General features: G+C 73.3%; 14 protein-coding genes. 11 read left to right on the top strand and 3 right to left on the bottom strand.

Going from position 1 to position 14,946, the window contains the following annotated elements:
- Positions 1-42: 42 nt before the first annotated feature.
- Complete coding sequence (locus OIM89_RS04615) at positions 43-366, bottom strand: hypothetical protein (RefSeq protein WP_030697895.1); 324 nt, start codon at positions 364-366, stop codon at positions 43-45.
- A 185-nt stretch (positions 367-551) separates the two neighbouring features.
- On the opposite strand from OIM89_RS04615, the gene OIM89_RS04610 reads away from it, so the two are divergent.
- From OIM89_RS04610 to OIM89_RS04595, 4 genes are all read left to right on the top strand, one after another.
- A complete protein-coding gene (locus tag OIM89_RS04610; protein ID WP_030697896.1) occupies positions 552-938 on the top strand; it encodes a cell division protein SepF in 387 nt (128 codons plus the stop codon).
- A gap of 282 nt (positions 939-1,220) precedes the next feature.
- Complete coding sequence (locus tag OIM89_RS04605) at positions 1,221-2,537, top strand: hypothetical protein (protein WP_030697897.1); 1,317 nt, start codon at positions 1,221-1,223, stop codon at positions 2,535-2,537.
- A gap of 11 nt (positions 2,538-2,548) precedes the next feature.
- Positions 2,549-2,944, top strand: a complete 396-nt coding sequence (locus tag OIM89_RS04600) for a nucleotide pyrophosphohydrolase (RefSeq protein ID WP_030697898.1) — start codon at positions 2,549-2,551, stop codon at positions 2,942-2,944.
- A gap of 272 nt (positions 2,945-3,216) precedes the next feature.
- Entirely contained in the window at positions 3,217-3,696 is a 480-nt protein-coding gene (locus tag OIM89_RS04595; RefSeq protein WP_030697899.1) for a DUF6099 family protein, read from the top strand.
- Between the two features lie 86 nt (positions 3,697-3,782).
- On the opposite strand, the gene OIM89_RS04590 is transcribed toward OIM89_RS04595, so the two are convergent.
- Positions 3,783-4,706: an LLM class F420-dependent oxidoreductase gene (locus OIM89_RS04590; RefSeq protein WP_030697900.1), complete on the bottom strand. Its 924-nt coding sequence runs from the start codon at positions 4,704-4,706 to the stop codon at positions 3,783-3,785.
- Positions 4,707-4,839: 133 nt separating this feature from the next.
- Here OIM89_RS04590 and OIM89_RS04585 point away from each other — a divergent pair, with 133 nt between their 5' ends.
- The 7 genes from OIM89_RS04585 (at position 4,840) to OIM89_RS04555 (ending at position 14,223) form a co-directional block, all read left to right on the top strand.
- Entirely contained in the window at positions 4,840-5,349 is a 510-nt protein-coding gene (locus OIM89_RS04585; RefSeq protein WP_195730201.1) for an NUDIX domain-containing protein, read from the top strand.
- Between the two features lie 65 nt (positions 5,350-5,414).
- A complete protein-coding gene (locus OIM89_RS04580; RefSeq protein WP_030697901.1) occupies positions 5,415-6,950 on the top strand; it encodes a 3' terminal RNA ribose 2'-O-methyltransferase Hen1 in 1,536 nt (511 codons plus the stop codon).
- Positions 6,947-9,526: a polynucleotide kinase-phosphatase gene (locus tag OIM89_RS04575; RefSeq protein ID WP_151167807.1), complete on the top strand. Its 2,580-nt coding sequence runs from the start codon at positions 6,947-6,949 to the stop codon at positions 9,524-9,526. The genes OIM89_RS04580 and OIM89_RS04575 overlap by 4 nt, the downstream gene beginning before the upstream one ends.
- A gap of 19 nt (positions 9,527-9,545) precedes the next feature.
- Positions 9,546-9,869: a hypothetical protein gene (locus tag OIM89_RS04570; protein WP_195730200.1), complete on the top strand. Its 324-nt coding sequence runs from the start codon at positions 9,546-9,548 to the stop codon at positions 9,867-9,869.
- A gap of 374 nt (positions 9,870-10,243) precedes the next feature.
- Complete coding sequence (locus tag OIM89_RS04565) at positions 10,244-11,482, top strand: arginine deiminase (protein WP_195730199.1); 1,239 nt, start codon at positions 10,244-10,246, stop codon at positions 11,480-11,482.
- Positions 11,483-11,567: 85 nt separating this feature from the next.
- Positions 11,568-12,587: an ornithine carbamoyltransferase gene (argF, locus tag OIM89_RS04560; protein WP_195730198.1), complete on the top strand. Its 1,020-nt coding sequence runs from the start codon at positions 11,568-11,570 to the stop codon at positions 12,585-12,587.
- A gap of 178 nt (positions 12,588-12,765) precedes the next feature.
- Positions 12,766-14,223, top strand: coding sequence for an amino acid permease (locus OIM89_RS04555; protein WP_030697906.1), 1,458 nt, complete (start codon positions 12,766-12,768; stop codon positions 14,221-14,223).
- Here OIM89_RS04555 and OIM89_RS04550 read toward each other — a convergent pair.
- A complete protein-coding gene (locus tag OIM89_RS04550) occupies positions 14,171-14,620 on the bottom strand; it encodes an ATP-binding protein (RefSeq protein ID WP_030697907.1) in 450 nt (149 codons plus the stop codon). The genes OIM89_RS04555 and OIM89_RS04550 overlap by 53 nt on opposite strands.
- Between the last annotated feature and the right edge of the window lie 326 nt (positions 14,621-14,946).

Here is a 14,946-nt window from a genome sequence, read left to right as displayed (position 1 = left end):
CGGGCCCCGGCGGAACTCCGCCGGGGCCCGCCCACCGCGCCGTCAGTAGCCGAGCTTCTTCGCCAGCTCGTCCTTGTTCATGGTGGAGCGGCCCTTGAGGTTCTTCCGCCGCGCCTCCTCGTACAGCTGATCGCGCGTCGGCCCCTGCGCCCCCTCGTGCGAGCGGAGCCCGCCGCGCCGGTACGAGGAGATGTCCTCGGTCGAGGTGCGGCTCGCGGTCTTCGCCTCACCGGCGCGGGCCCGGGCCTTGTTGACGGTGCGTGCCGCGATCTCCTCGGCCCGCTTCTCACTCGCGCCGTGCTCCTCCTCGCTCTTCTTGATGTCCTCGTACTGCCGCTCCCGCTTGGCGTTCGATCCGCGTGGCATTCCTGGCGTCTCCCTTCGGGCCGGCCCCCTGGTTCACCAGTCTGGCAAGGGGTACGCGTACCCGCACGACGGCGCCGACACCACTGCCGCTCCGTGCGGACCGTGTCGCAGTTGGGCCGATCGGGTGAAGCGCGTCAGAATTACGGAATGCAGACAACCGAGCGAGCCCGGACGGGGTGGGGGCAGTGAACGGCCACGACGTCACCGATGAGCAGTGGGAGGGCCTCGCCCAGGTCGTCCCCCTGCGGGGCCGCGACGCCTGGCCGTCCTGGCCGGGCCACCGCGCCACCCCCGAAGCCCGGACCGAGCCGAGGCGCCGGTTCGTGGTCATGCGGGTCAACGTCTTCTCCGACGCCCGCGACGTGGCCGAGACGCTGATGACCCGCGTCCCCGTCCTCCTCGACCTCAGCGGCGCCGAGACCGACGTCGCCAAGCGCGTCCTGGACTTCAGCAGCGGAGTCGTCTTCGGCCTCGGCAGCGGCATGCACCGCGTCGACCGGAACGTCTTCCTCCTCGCCCCGCCCGGCATGGAGGTCCAGGGACTGGTGGACAGCGTCACCCCGCAGGGCTGAGCGGGCCTCCCCGGCGGCTGTCGGCCGCCGGGGAGGGGGCCGGGGTGTCGTCTTCCGCGTTCGACGGATGTGCTGAAGCGGGTCGAGGCGGGTGGAAGCGGGCCCCCGGACAGCCGGCCCGGAGTGTTCCGGCCACCTCGAAGATCATTTCGCACGGGAGTACGCGCAGGCGCTCTCACCTCAACTGCTGACCCCGACCCGAGAAGCCTTCCGTCCCCCGATCGTAGGAACGGTTCCGGGGTAAACGGTTCAGCTCAGACAGCGTTGTCTACGGTCCGCTTCATGACGGTCCCCCCGCAGCTCACCCCCGGCAGCCGCCGCCCGCGCCCCTCCGCCACGCCCTTCCGCGCCGCCCCCGTGCGCCGCTCCGGCGACACCGTCCCCGAACCGCGCCGCCACCCCTCGGACCAGGTGCCCGGGGCGGCCCCCGAGGACGCGGCCGCCGCGCCGGCGAGAGCGCGCCCCGCCGTCACCGAGCTGTGTCTCTCCGCCTACGCGGGCCTGCGCCGCACCCGGATTCCGGTCGGCCCCCTCACCCTCCTCGCCGGACCCAGCGGCAGCGGCCGCTCCACCGTCCTCGGCGCCTACGCCGCCCTCGCCGCCCTCGGCTCCGGAACCAGCCTGGAGGAGGTCTTCCCCGACCCGGTCGCCTGCGTCCCGGAGACCGCGCGCCCCGATGCCCAGCAGCGGCGCGGCTTCCGCATCGGCTGCACCGTCGACGGCCCGGTGGGGCCGGTCCGCCTCGACCTCGCCGTGCAGGTCGAACCGACCCTGCGCATCGTCGGCGAACGCCTCACCTGGCAGGGCACCACCCTGCTGGAGACGGCGCTGAGCAACCCCGGCCGCCGCTTCGTGCACGCCGCCTGGCACACCGCCGGGGCGGCGCCGGTCACCCGGGGTGCCCTCTCGGACGACCGGCTCACCACCGCCGTGCTGCCGCTGCGCGTCGGCGGGCGGACCCAGGGCGAGCAGCGGGTCCTGGCCGCCGCCGAACAGGTCGTCGTCGCCCTGCGCTCCGTCTACGCCTGCGAACCCCGGCCCGCCGCGATGCGCGCCCCGGTGCCGGTCTCCAGCGGGCGGCTGCTGTCGGGCTGCGACAACCTCGCCGACGTGCTCCTGCGGACCCGCACCGAGTGCGCGATCCGGCACGGCCTGCTCGTCTCCGCCGTGCGCGAGGCCGCGCTCCGCCCCGTCCACGACGTCTTCGCCGAGGTGCGCCCGGGCGGCCTGGTCGAGGCCCTGCTCGACCGGGGCGCGGGCCGGCACACCCCGCTGGCCCGGCTCGGCGACGGCGAACTGCGCCACCTGGCGCTCTGCCTGGTCCTTCTCACCGGGCCGGGCGTGCTGGAGTTCGACCCGGCGGCCGAGGTGCCCGGCGCCTACCAGAGCCTCACCGTCCTCGCCGACAGCCTCGACCGGGACCTGGACACCCGGCAGCTGCGAGGGCTGGTCGCCCTGGCGGGGAGGTCGGTGTCGCGCGGCCACATCCGGCTGATCGGGACCGTCCGCGACGCCGGGGAGGCGCTCGGGGAGGCCGGGGCGGCGGTCGAGGGGCTCACGGTGGTAGACCTGACGCCGGACGGGGCCGGGAACGGATGAGGAGCGGGGCAGTGGACGCAGCGGAGCGGGCGGGGCAGGGGCCGGAGGGGGAGCGACCGGCCGGGGCCGGCGGGCTCACCGCGGAGGAACTCCAGAAGAGGCTGGCCCGGTTCGCCGCCGCGCGGGAGTGGGGGCAGTACCACACGCCCAAGAACCTGGCGGCGGCGCTCAGCGTCGAGGCCTCCGAACTCCTGGAGATCTTCCAGTGGCTGACGCCGGAACAGGCGGCGGCGGTGATGGACGACCCCGACAGCGCCTTCCGGGTCCGGGACGAGGTCGCGGACGTGCTCGCCTACACCCTCCAGCTCTGCGAGGTGCTGGGGATCGACGCGCTGGAGGCGCTGGCCGCGAAGATCGACCGCAACGAGCGCCGCTTCCCCGCCGGGCCGTATCCGCTCGACCGCTGAACCCCCGGCCGCACGGGAGCACTCCCGGTCCTCTTCCGCGTCATCTCACTCTCCGGAGTGATCGAGTTGTCCACAATCGATCCTGTGTCCATAGATTTCCGATTTCCTCTGGTGTTTCGGCGCGCAGTACCTCACTCTGGGTAGTGGACTGTTGCGCTCGGGGTGTCCGCCGGGCGCCCGGTGTCACCGCTCCATGCCCGCCCGCCGGTGCGTGGCGGCGGACGCCGGGCGCGGGCGGCGCCCGGGGCGCGGTGAGCGAACGGGGGAGCGGTATGGACGCGTTGCGACTGATCACCATGAACCGGCAGGCGCTGCTGCGCGGCCACAGCCTGGAGACCATCACCGCGGAGGTGTGGGAGGCACAGGCGCTGAGCCGGGCCGTCGGCGCCCTCCTCGCCGAGGAGGGCCCGCGTGAACTACGCGAGGCCGCCCTCGCCTTGAGCAGCCCCGGCGGCCGCGCGGCCGAGGCGACGGAGCTGCCGGTGCCCTGCCGCGGCGACCCGCGAGCGGTCCGGCTCACCCGTGCCCCGGACGTGGAGGCCACCCTGCTCGCCCTCGCCGAACTCCTCGGCGAGGTCGGGATCGCCCTGGTCGGCCTCGCCTGCGGGGTGTACCAGGAGGCGCTGTACTGGGCCTCGGTCGAGGCGATCGACGCGGCCGACGAGGCCCGCGACCGCGTCCTCGACATGCTCCGGGCCCTCGGCGAGAGTTCGGGCCACTCCGGGCGCGGTTCCGCCGCCGAGCTGCGATGAGGGGCGCCGTGCGGGCGCCGGAGAGCAGCGAGGGCCCCGCCGGGCTCCCGCCGGCGCGCGTGCGGCGCGGGAGCCCGGACCAGGGGTCAGGAGAGCTGCGGCATGACCTCGGCGGAGATCAGCTCCAGCTGGTCCAGGTCGTCGAGGTCGAGCATCTGGAGGTACATGCGCTGCGAGCCGACCGCCTCGAAGGCCGCGATCCGCTCCACCACCTCGGCCGGGGAACCGGCCAGCCCGTTGGCCTTCAGCTCGTCCACATCACGGCCGATCACCTCCGCGCGCCGCTTCACCTCGGCGTCCGTCCGGCCGACACAGGCGACCAGCGCGTTGGAGTACACCAGGCTGTCGGCGGGGCGCCCCCGCTCCTCGGCGGCGGCCTTCACCCGGCCGAACTGCGTCGCGGTGTCCTCCACCGAGGCGAACGGGATGTTGAACTCGTCCGCGTACTGCGCCGCCAGCGCCGGCGTCCGCTTGGCGCCGTGGCCGCCGATGAGCACCGGCACCCGCTCCTGGGCCGGCTTCGGCAGCGCCGGCGAGTCCTTGAGCTGGTAGAAGGTTCCGTCGAAGTCGAAGCGGTCCCCGACCGGCGTCTTCCACAGCCCGGTGACGATCGCCAGCTGCTCCTCCAGCCGCCCGAACTTCTCCTTGGGGAAGGGGATGCCGTACGCGCGGTGCTCCTCCTCGTACCAGCCGGAGCCGAGTCCGAGCTCCACCCGGCCGCCGGACATGGCGTCGACCTGGGCCACCTCGATGGCGAGGACCCCGGGCAGCCGGAAGGTCCCGGCCGTCATCAGGGTGCCGAGCCGGATCGTCTCGGTCTCCCGGGCGAGGCCGGCGAGGGTGATCCAGGCGTCCGTCGGCCCGGGCAGGCCGGAGACGGAGCCCATGTGCAGGTAGTGGTCGGAGCGGAAGAAGGCGGAGTAGCCCAGCGACTCGGAGGCCCGTGCGACGCGAAGCAGCGTGTCGTAGGTGGCGCCCTGCTGGGGTTCGGTGAATACGCGAAGATCCATGACTCCATCTTGCCTCCACCGCCCTCGCCGCGCGGACGCCCCACCGGACCCGTCCGACGCGGATGCGCACCTTCGAGTGGTCGTGCGGCGAACCCCCGGTGCCCGGCCCGTCGCACGGTCCAGGGTGGGAGCCATGACCGACACCACCCTGGCCGACTCTCCGGCCCGCCTCTCCCGCGCCGACTGGCTCGCCTCCCTGCCCCGCAACACCGCCTGTTCGGCCCTGGTCCTGCACGACGCGGAGTACCGGCTGCTCCTGGTCCACGCGACCTACGAGGACAGCTGGCAGTTCGTCGGCGGGGTCAGGGACGCCCAGGACGACCCGTGGACCACCGCCGTCCGCGAGGCCCGCGAGGAGATCGGCTACGAACTGGTGGGCCCGCCACGGCTGCTGGGGTACGACTGGGTGACCTTCGAGGACAGCGAACCGGCCGTCCAGCACTTCTTCCGCGCCCCCGTCCTGGAGCCGGAGCGGCTGGACAGCATCCGCCTCTCGGAGGAGCACGACGACTGGCTCCTGCTCTCGGTCGAGGAGTGGATTCGGCACCTCGGCCCGCACCGCGCCCGGCGGCTCCGCCCGGTCCGCGACGCGCTGCGCACCGGCCGGCCCCTCTGCCTGCGCGACGGCTACCCGGTGACCTGACGGGCACGCCGCCGGCACCGGAAAAGGGATCGCTCCCCGGCGCTGACCTGGCCATAATCGGCCTGGTGTTCCTCACTCTGACCACCCAAGGACGCCCCGGACGTCCCGCCTCCGACCTCGGATTCCTGCTGCACAAGCATCCGGAGAAGGCGCAGGCGTTCACCACCTCGCACGGCACCGCGCACGTCTTCTACCCCGAGGCGTCCGACGAGCGGTGCACGGCGGCCCTGCTGCTGGAGGTGGACGCGGTCGCGCTGGTCCGCGCCGGAAAGGGCAAGGGACGCGGCGGCGCCCCGGACTCGTCCCTCGGCCAGTACGTGAACGACCGGCCCTACGCCGCCTCCTCGCTGCTGGCGGTGGCGCTCGGCGCCGTCTTCCGCAGCGCCCTGCGCGGCGTCTGCACGGGCCGCCCCGAACTCCCCGGCGAGCCGCGGCCGCTGCGGGTGGAGGTGCCGGCCCTTCCGGCGCGCGGCGGGGCGGCCCTGGTCGAGCGGCTCTTCGCGCCGCTCGGCTGGCGGGTCGAGGCCGCGCCCGTCCCGCTGGACGAAAAGTTCCCCGAGTGGGGCGACTCGCGGTACGTCCGGCTCGCCCTCGAAGGGGAGCTGACGGTCGCCGAGGCCCTGCGCCACCTCTACGTACTGCTCCCCGTCCTCGACGGGGCCAAGCACTACTGGGTCACCGCCGACGAGGTCGAGAAGCTGCTGCGGGCCGGTGAGGGGTGGCTGCCCGGCCACCCCGAGCAGGAGCTGATCACCAGCCGGTACCTGGCGCGGCGCTGGTCGCTGACGCGCCAGGCCCGCGAGCGGCTGGAACTCGCCCGGCTGGCCGAGACCGACGACACCGCGCCCGAGGCGCTGGACAACGCCGTGGAGGACACCCCGGAGGACCAGGAGCGCCCGCCTCCGCTCGCCGAGCAGCGCCGTACCGCGATCCTCGACGTGCTCGCGCGGGCCGGGGCCGCCCGGGTCCTGGACCTCGGCTGCGGCCAGGGCCAGCTGGTCCAGGCCCTGTTGAAGGACGCGCGGTACACCGAGATCGTCGGCCTGGACGTCTCGGTGCGGGCCCTCGCCGTGGCGGCACGCCGGCTGCGGCTGGAGACGATGGGGGAGCGGCAGGCGAGCCGGGTGCGGCTCGTGCAGGGCTCGCTGACCTACACCGACAAGCGGCTCACCGGGTACGACGCGGCGGTGCTGAGCGAAGTGGTCGAGCACGTCGACCCGCCCCGCCTCCCGGCCCTGGCGCACGCGGTCTTCGGCTCGGCCCGCCCGGCCACCGTCGTGGTGACCACGCCCAACGCCGAGTACAACGTCCGCTGGGAGTCGCTGCCCGCCGGGCACGTCCGTCACAGCGACCACCGGTTCGAGTGGAGCCGTACGGAGTTCCGCGACTGGGCCGAGGGGGTCGCGGGCCGGCACGGCTACACGGTGGCCTTCCTGCCGGTCGGCCCCGACGACCAGGAGGTCGGCCCGCCGACCCAGCTGGCCGTCTTCACCCGCGGCGAACTCCCGGCTCCGGCCGGACCGCCCGCCACCCTGGCCGACGCCGCCGCACCCACCACCCACCCCGCCACCCCGACCCCGAAGGAGGACCGGGACAGATGACCCGTACCGATTCCGCTGGCCCGTCCGCCGCCTCCGGGCCGCTGGAACTGGCCGTCACCGACCTCTCCCTGGTGGTGCTGATCGGCGCCACCGGCTCCGGCAAGTCGACCTTCGCGGCACGCCACTTCAAGCCGACCGAGGTGCTCTCCTCCGACTTCTGCCGCGGCCTGGTCGCCGACGACGAGAACGACCAGAGCGCCAGCGCCGACGCCTTCGACGTGCTCCACCACATCGCCGGCAAGCGGCTGGCCGCCGGACGGCTCACCGTCGTCGACGCCACCAGCGTCCAGCGCGAGAGCCGCCGTCAACTGGTCGACCTGGCGCGCCGCCACGACGTGCTGCCCATCGCCGTCGTCCTGGACCTGCCCGAGGAGGTCTGCGCCGAGCGGAACGCCGCCCGCCCCGACCGCGCCGGGGTCCACCGCCGCGTCATCGCCCGCCACCGGCGCGAACTGCGTCGCTCCCTCAAGGGGCTGGAGCGCGAGGGGTTCCGCAAGGTCCACGTCCTCCGCAGCCAGCAGGAGGTGGACCGCGCCGTCGTGGTCCGCCGGCGCCGGTACAACGACCTGCGCCACCTCACCGGACCGTTCGACATCATCGGCGACGTCCACGGCTGCCGCTCGGAGCTGGAGACCCTCCTCACCGAGCTGGGCTACGTCGACGGACACCACCCCGAGGGCCGCACCGCCGTCTTCGTCGGCGACCTCGTCGACCGCGGCCCGGACACCCCGGGCGTGCTGCGCCGGGTGATGGCCATGGTCGCCTCCGGCGACGCCCTGTGCGTCCCCGGCAACCACGAGAACAAGCTGGGCCGCTGGCTGAACGGCCGCACCGTCCGCGCCACCCACGGCCTCGCCGAGACCATCGAGCAGCTGGAGCGCGAGGAGGAACGCGACCCCGGATTCCGTGCCCGGGTCAGGGAGTTCGTGGAGTCGCTGGTCAGCCACTACGTCCTCGACGGCGGCGCTCTGGTGGTCAGCCACGCGGGTCTGCCCGAGCAGTACCACGGCCGCACCTCGGGCCGGGTCCGCGCCCACGCCCTGTACGGCGACACCACGGGCGAGACCGACGCCTTCGGCCTGCCCGTGCGCTACCCGTGGGCCGAGGAGTACCGGGGCCGCGCCGCCGTGGTCTACGGCCACACCCCGGTACCCACCGCCACCTGGCTCAACAACACCATCTGCCTCGACACCGGCGCCGTCTTCGGCGGCAAGCTCACCGCCCTGCGCTGGCCCGAGCGGGAACTGGTCGACGTCCCTGCCGAGCGCGTCTGGTACGAGCCGGTGCGGCCGCTGGCCTCCGAGGCGCCGGGCGGACACGAAGGCCGCCCGCTGGACCTCGCCGACGTGACCGGCCGTCGCGCCGTCGAGACCCGCCACCAGGGGCGCGTGGCCGTGCGCGAGGAGAACGCCGCGGCCGCGCTGGAGGTGATGACCCGGTTCGCGGTCGACCCGAGCCTCATGCCGTACCTGCCGCCGACCATGGCACCGGTGCCCACCTCCCGGCGGGAGGGGTACCTGGAGCACCCGGAGGAGGCGTTCGCCGCGTACGCCTCCTCCGGCGTCGAGCGGGTGGTCTGCGAGGAGAAGCACATGGGGTCGCGGGCGGTCGCGCTGGTCTGCCGGGACGCCCGCACCGCGCGCGAGCGGTTCGGCGTGACGGAGGAAGGCGTCACGGGCGCGCTCTACACCCGTACCGGGCGCCCGTTCTTCGACGCGCCCGGGACCACCGAGACCGTGCTCGGCCGGGTGCGGGAGGCGGTCGGCGCGGCCGGGCTCTGGGAGGAGCTGGACACCGACTGGCTGCTCCTCGACGCCGAGCTGATGCCGTGGTCGCTCAAGGCCACCGGTCTGCTCCGTTCCCAGTACGCCGCCGTGGGTGCGGCCGCCCGGGCCGTCTTCCCCGACGCCCTCGCGGCGCTCGGGGCCGCGGCCGGGCGGGGCGTGGACACCGGCGCCCTGCTGGAGCGGCAGCGCGAACGGGCGGCGGACGCGACGGCCTTCACCGAGGCGTACCGGCGGTACTGCTGGCCCGCCGAGGGCGTGGACGGCGCGCGGCTCGCTCCCTTCCAGCTCCTCGCAGCCAGCGGACGCAGCCTCGCCAGACTCCCGCACGACCGGCAGCTCGCCCTCATCGACCGCCTGGTCGAGGTCGACCCGACGGGCCTGCTCGCCCCGACCCGCCGCCTCTTCGTGGAGACGGGCGATCCGGAGTCGGTCCGGGCCGGCACCGACTGGTGGCTGGAGCTGACCGGCGCGGGCGGTGAGGGCATGGTCGTCAAGCCGGTCGACGCCCTGGTCAAGGGCAAGGACGGCCGCCTCGTCCAGCCCGGCCTGAAGTGCCGTGGCCGCGAGTACCTGCGCGTCGTCTACGGCCCCGAGTACACCCGCCCCGCCAACCTGGAGCGCCTGCGCCACCGCTTCCTCGGCCACAAGAGCTCCCTCGCCCAGCGCGAGTACGCCCTCGGCCTGGAAGCCCTCGACCGCCTGGCCGACGGCGAACCCCTCTGGCGCGTCCACGAGGCGGTCTTCGGCGTCCTCGCCCTGGAGTCCGAGCCGGTGGACCCACGGCTGTAGACGGGAGGGTGAGGCACCCATGACGACCTGGTTCCGCACCTACTACGAGGACGAGGACCTCTGGCTCTATCTCGAGGCCGACGAGGAGGGCTGGGTGGTCCGTCACATGGAGATCGGGGGAAAGGACGGCCGCCCGCGAACCGCCGCCTCCCTCCAGGAGGTCCTGCACCTGCGCGACCACGCCGACCTCGCCGCCATGACCCGCTACGAGCAGCAGTACGGCATCCTGGCCGGCGCCCCGCTCGACGGCTGGCAGGACCGGCCGGGGGCGGCCGAGATCACGGCGGAGGAGTTCGAACGGCTGTGGGCCCAGGCGAGACGGGTGCGGGGCGGAGGGGGCTGACCCTGGCCCAGGGGCTGGCCCCGGCCCGATCCGCTGCCGCCGCGTCAGCACGCGGCGGCAGCGGGTCTGCCGGACCGGTTCAAAGCAGTTGAGAGGCACTGTCGGCGCGGCGCACCCGTCCGATGAGTCACCGCACCACGCGCGGGGGAACGGCAGCCCGGTCACGACACGCCGCCCGGGCACGGGGGAAGGGCCGGCGGTGCGGAAGGCTTCGCGCGGCGCGGCCGGGCAGTCGGATGGGTCCAGCAGGGTCTCCAGGTCGTTCCTGGTCAGCAGGAGGGTCACCCGGCCATGGTCGGGGAGGCGGGGAGTACCGGCGTACTCGCCCCCCGTTCGCCGAGTGAACCGCTCGCCGACCGGTGAGGATGAGGGGCATGGGATTCCATGTCGACTCCGAGGTCGGGCAGCTGCGCCGGGTCGTCCTGCACCGGCCGGGGCTGGAGCTGAAGCGGCTGACGCCCACCAACAAGGACGCGCTCCTCTTCGACGACGTGCTCTGGGTGCGCCGGGCGCAGCAGGAGCACGACGGGTTCGCCGAGGTGCTGCGGGACCGGGGGGTGCACGTCCACCTCTTCGGCGACCTGCTGCGGGAGAGCCTGGAGCTGTCCGAGGCGCGCGAGCTGGTGCTCGGGCGGGTCTTCGACGAGCGGGCGTTCGGGCCGCTCGCCACCCGGCACCTGCGGGCCGCCTTCGAGACGATGGACTCGGGGGAGCTGGCCTCGGTCCTGGTCGGCGGGATGACCAAACGCGAGTACCTGGCGCTGCACCCGGAGCCGCTCTCGGTCCGCTTCCACGTGATGGAGCAGGACGACTTCCTCCTCCACCCGCTGCCCAACCACCTCTTCACCCGGGACACCTCCGCCTGGATCTACGACGGGGTCTCGGTCAACGCCATGCGCTGGCCGGCGCGGCAGCGCGAGACGGTCCACTTCGAGGCGGTCTACCGCCACCACCCGCTCTTCGCCACCGAGCAGGCCCGCCCCTTCCACACCTGGTCCGAGGGGCAGGAGTGCTACCCCTCGACGATCGAGGGCGGCGACGTGCTGGTGCTGGGCAACGGCGCCGTGCTGATCGGGATGAGCGAGCGGACCACCCCGCAGGCGGTGGAGATGCTGGCCAGACGGCTCTTCGCGGCGGGTTCTGCCCGCACCATCGTCGCCCTGGACCTGCCGAAGCGCCGGGCCTTCATGCACCTGGACACGGTGATGACGATGGTCGCCCCGGACGTCTTCACGCAGTACGCGGGGCTCGGCATGCTCCGCTCGTACACCATCGAGCCGGGTGTCGGGACGCACGATCTGAAGGTGACCGACCATCCGCCGGAGCACATGCACCGGGCGATCGCGGCGGCGCTGGGGCTGGGTGCGATCCGGGTGCTCACCGCCACCCAGGACGTGCACGCGGCCGAGCGGGAGCAGTGGGACGACGGGTGCAACGTGCTGGCGGTCGAGCCCGGGGTGGTGGTCGCCTACGAGCGGAACGCCACCACCAACACCTACCTGCGGGACGAGGGGGTGGAGGTCATCGAGATCCGGGGCAGCGAGCTGGGGCGCGGGCGGGGCGGGCCGCGCTGCATGAGCTGTCCGGTGGAGCGGGACGCCGTCGGGGGGTAGAGGAGGGCGCGAGGACAGTCGTATATTCATGTGAGTGGTCGTATAGACTTCCACGGTCATCGTAGCCGTACCCCAGGAGCGCCCCATGGCGACAGACCTCACCGGTCGCAGTTTCCTCAGAGAACTGGACTTCACCGCCGAGGAGTTCCGCTCACTCGTCGCGCTGGCAGCCGAGCTGAAGGCGGCCAAGAAGGCCGGGACCGAGGTGCAGCGGCTCCGTGGGCGCACCATCGCGCTTCTCTTCGAGAAGACCTCCACCCGCACCCGGTGCGCCTTCGAGGTGGCCGCCGCCGACCAGGGCGCCTCCACCACCTACCTGGACCCGTCGGGCTCGCAGATGGGGCACAAGGAGTCCGCCAAGGACACCGCGCGCGTGCTGGGCCGGATGTTCGACGGCATCGAGTACCGGGGTGACAGCCAGGCCACCGTCGAGGAGCTGGCCGCCCACGCGGGCGTGCCGGTCTTCAACGGGCTGACCGACGACTGGCACCCCACCCAGATGCTCGCCGACGTGCTGACCGTCGTCGAGCACACCGCCAAGCCGCTGGAGCAGGTCGTCTTCGCCTACCTCGGCGACGCCCGCTTCAACATGGGCAACTCCTACCTGATCACCGGCGCGCTGCTCGGCATGGACATCCGGATCGTCGCTCCGCGCGCCTACTGGCCGGCTCAGCACATCGTCGACGAGGCCCGCCGCCTCGCCGGTGAGAGCGGTGCCCGGATCACGCTGACCGAGGAGGTGCCCGTCGGGGTGCGGGACGCCGACTTCGTCGCCACCGACGTCTGGGTCTCGATGGGTGAGCCGAAGAGCGTCTGGGACGAGCGGATCACCGCCCTCGCGCCGTACGCGGTCACCAGCGAGGTGCTGGCGGCCACCGGCAACCCGGACGTCGTCTTCCTGCACTGCCTGCCCGCCTTCCACGACCTCGGCACCGAGATCGGACGGCAGATCCACGAGAGCCACGGCCTGACCTCGCTGGAGGTCACCGACGAGGTCTTCGAGTCGCCGCACTCCGCCGTCTTCGACCAGGCGGAGAACCGGCTCCACACCATCAAGGCCGTCCTCGTCGCCACCCTCGCGGGACCGGCGGACGCCGCCGGGTGAGTGGATAGTCATACGGCCGATGGTGAATATGCGCATAACCATCCGTTAGGCTGGTCGTGCGACCGCGTGGGGGCCCGGACCGACCGTCCGGGCCCTCAGCCGTTGCGTTCGCGGCCCCTGCCTCCATCCTGAGAACGGGCCGTGCCCCCCACGCACCACCGAAAGCGAGCACCACCCCATGCGCCCCACCGCAGCGCGCGTCAAGTCGCCGGAACTGCTGGTCGCCGAGTCCGGCGCCGACCTGGAGGGCCACGGCCTCAAGCGGACCATGGGCCTGTTCCAGCTGGTCTGCTTCGGCATCGGCGCCGTGGTCGGCACCGGCATCTTCGTCGGCCTCTCCGACACCGTCGCCGAGGCGGGTCCCGCCGTCGTGATCTCCTTCGTGCTCGCCGCCGTGACCTGCGTCTTCACCGCCTTCTCCTTCGCGGAGCTGGGCGGCGCCATGCCGGTCTCCGGCAGCTCGTACTCCTTCGCCTACGCCAGCCTCGGCGAGCGTGCCGCCTTCCTCACCGGCTGGTGCCTGCTGCTGGAGTACGGCGTCTCCATCTCGGCGGTGGCCGTCGGCTGGGGCCAGTACCTCAACGAACTGCTGCACAGCCTGGTCGGGCTGCGGCTGCCCGAGGCGCTCTCCCACCCGCCCGGCGAGGGCGGTGTGGTCAACCTCCCCGCCGTCGTGGTGATGCTGCTGGCCGCCGTGCTGCTGGTGCGCGGGGTGCGCGAGAGTGCCCGGGCCACCGCGATCATGGCCGTGCTGAAGATCGGCATCCTGCTGCTCTTCTGCGTCATCGCCTTCAGCGCCTTCCAGCAGGACAACCTCGCCGACTTCGCCCCCGCCGGGGTCGCCGGCGTCACCTCCGGCGCCTCGCTCGCCTTCTTCTCGTACATCGGGTTCGACGCCATCACCACCGCCGGCGAGGAGGTCAAGAACCCCCGCAAGAACATCCCGGCGGCCGTGCTGATCTGCATCGGCGTCGTCACCGTCCTGTACTGCCTGGTCGCGGTCGCCGCCATCGGCGCGCTCTCCGCCGACGACGTGGCCGACCAGCCGGCCGCGCTCTCGCTCGTCGTCAACCAGGTCACCGGCTCCGCCATCGGCGGCGGCGTCATCGCCTTCGGCGCCGTGGTCGCCATCGCCTCGGTGGTGCTGGCCGTGATGTACGGCCAGACCCGCATCCTGATGTCGATGTCCCGGGACGGCCTGATCCCGCGCGTCTTCGAGCGGGTCTCGCCGAAGACCTCGACGCCGGTCGCCAACACCTGGATCGTCACCGCCGTCTTCGCGGTCCCGGCCGCCGTGGTCCCGCTGGACGTGGTCATCAACCTGACCACCATCGGCACCCTGGCCGCCATGGCCGTCGTCAACGTCGCCGTGATCGTGCTCCGCCGCACCCGCCCCGACCTGCGCCGCAGCTTCCGGGCCCCGCTCTTCCCGCTGACCCCGCTCGCCGGCATCGCCTTCTGCGCGTACCTGATCTACGGCACCGGGCCGCTGACCTGGCTCCAGTTCGCGGTCTTCCTCGCGGTCGGCGTTCTCGTCTACTCGCTCTACGGGCGGCGGCACTCCACGCTCGCCGCGCGGCAGCTCAGTGAGGCCCCGGCCGGGCCCCGTCAGGACGGACCGCCGTCGGCAGGGTGAACCAGATCGCCTTGCCGGTCTCGGTGGGGCGGTGCCCGCACGACAGGCTGAGCGTGCGGATCAGCAGCAGCCCGCGGCCGCCCTCCGCCCACACGTCGGGCGGCTCGGGCGGCAGCTCGCCCATGAGGCTCGGCGGGGTGGCGCGGCTGCGGTCGTGCACCTCCACCTGGCACCGCTGCTCCAGCAGGTCGACCACCAGCTGAATGGGGTCGTCGCCCTCGGTGTGCTCCACGGCGTTGGCGACCAGCTCGGCGGTGAGGAGTTCGGCCGTGTCGCTGTCCGCCGACGGCTGGATCTCCGCGAGCGCCGTCCTGATCAGCGCACGCGCGATCGGCACGGCCGCGGTCGAGTGCGGCAGCGAGACGCGCCATGAGGTGGTGGCGGGGGCTTCGGACACGGGCGTAATCCGTTCAGCGGGGTACGGCTCCCAGGCCGTGGCTTTTCGGGTGGTGCGCCGCCCGGGGTGGTGCTGTGCAGTCTTCAACCACGGGCTTGCTCCAGCGTACGAAGACGCGGCCGGTCCCTGGAAAGCCTCCCGCCGGGGCGGGGCGGGGGCCACCTGAGTGCGGCGGAGGGCTCACGGCCACTCCCACCGGGACTTTTGCCGACTCGCGAGCTCCGCGCGCCGCCCGCCGGCGGCCCAGGCGTGTGACGCGCCTCACGTCCCCCTTTCTTCGCCATACGCCCCGGTCGTTCCTTTCTGTCCCTCTCTGTCGTCTCCTG

Origin of the sequence: Streptomyces sp. BI87 (genome assembly GCF_025957665.1) — a bacterium.
Lineage (GTDB): Bacteria > Actinomycetota > Actinomycetes > Streptomycetales > Streptomycetaceae > Streptomyces > Streptomyces albidoflavus.
The sequence above is the reverse complement of the archived record's forward strand: the minus strand, read 5'-3'. Positions and strand labels throughout refer to the sequence as shown.

Coding starts and splice junctions, on each gene's coding strand:
- OIM89_RS04615 (WP_030697895.1), bottom strand. CDS start 366: ATGCCACGCGGATCGAACGCCAAGCGGGAGCGGCAGTACGAGGACATC.
- OIM89_RS04555 (WP_030697906.1), top strand. CDS start 12,766: ATGCGCCCCACCGCAGCGCGCGTCAAGTCGCCGGAACTGCTGGTCGCC.
- OIM89_RS04605 (WP_030697897.1), top strand. CDS start 1,221: ATGACGGTCCCCCCGCAGCTCACCCCCGGCAGCCGCCGCCCGCGCCCC.
- OIM89_RS04585 (WP_195730201.1), top strand. CDS start 4,840: ATGACCGACACCACCCTGGCCGACTCTCCGGCCCGCCTCTCCCGCGCC.
- OIM89_RS04595 (WP_030697899.1), top strand. CDS start 3,217: ATGGACGCGTTGCGACTGATCACCATGAACCGGCAGGCGCTGCTGCGC.
- argF (WP_195730198.1), top strand. CDS start 11,568: ATGGCGACAGACCTCACCGGTCGCAGTTTCCTCAGAGAACTGGACTTC.
- OIM89_RS04570 (WP_195730200.1), top strand. CDS start 9,546: ATGACGACCTGGTTCCGCACCTACTACGAGGACGAGGACCTCTGGCTC.
- OIM89_RS04565 (WP_195730199.1), top strand. CDS start 10,244: ATGGGATTCCATGTCGACTCCGAGGTCGGGCAGCTGCGCCGGGTCGTC.
- OIM89_RS04590 (WP_030697900.1), bottom strand. CDS start 4,706: ATGGATCTTCGCGTATTCACCGAACCCCAGCAGGGCGCCACCTACGAC.
- OIM89_RS04575 (WP_151167807.1), top strand. CDS start 6,947: ATGACCCGTACCGATTCCGCTGGCCCGTCCGCCGCCTCCGGGCCGCTG.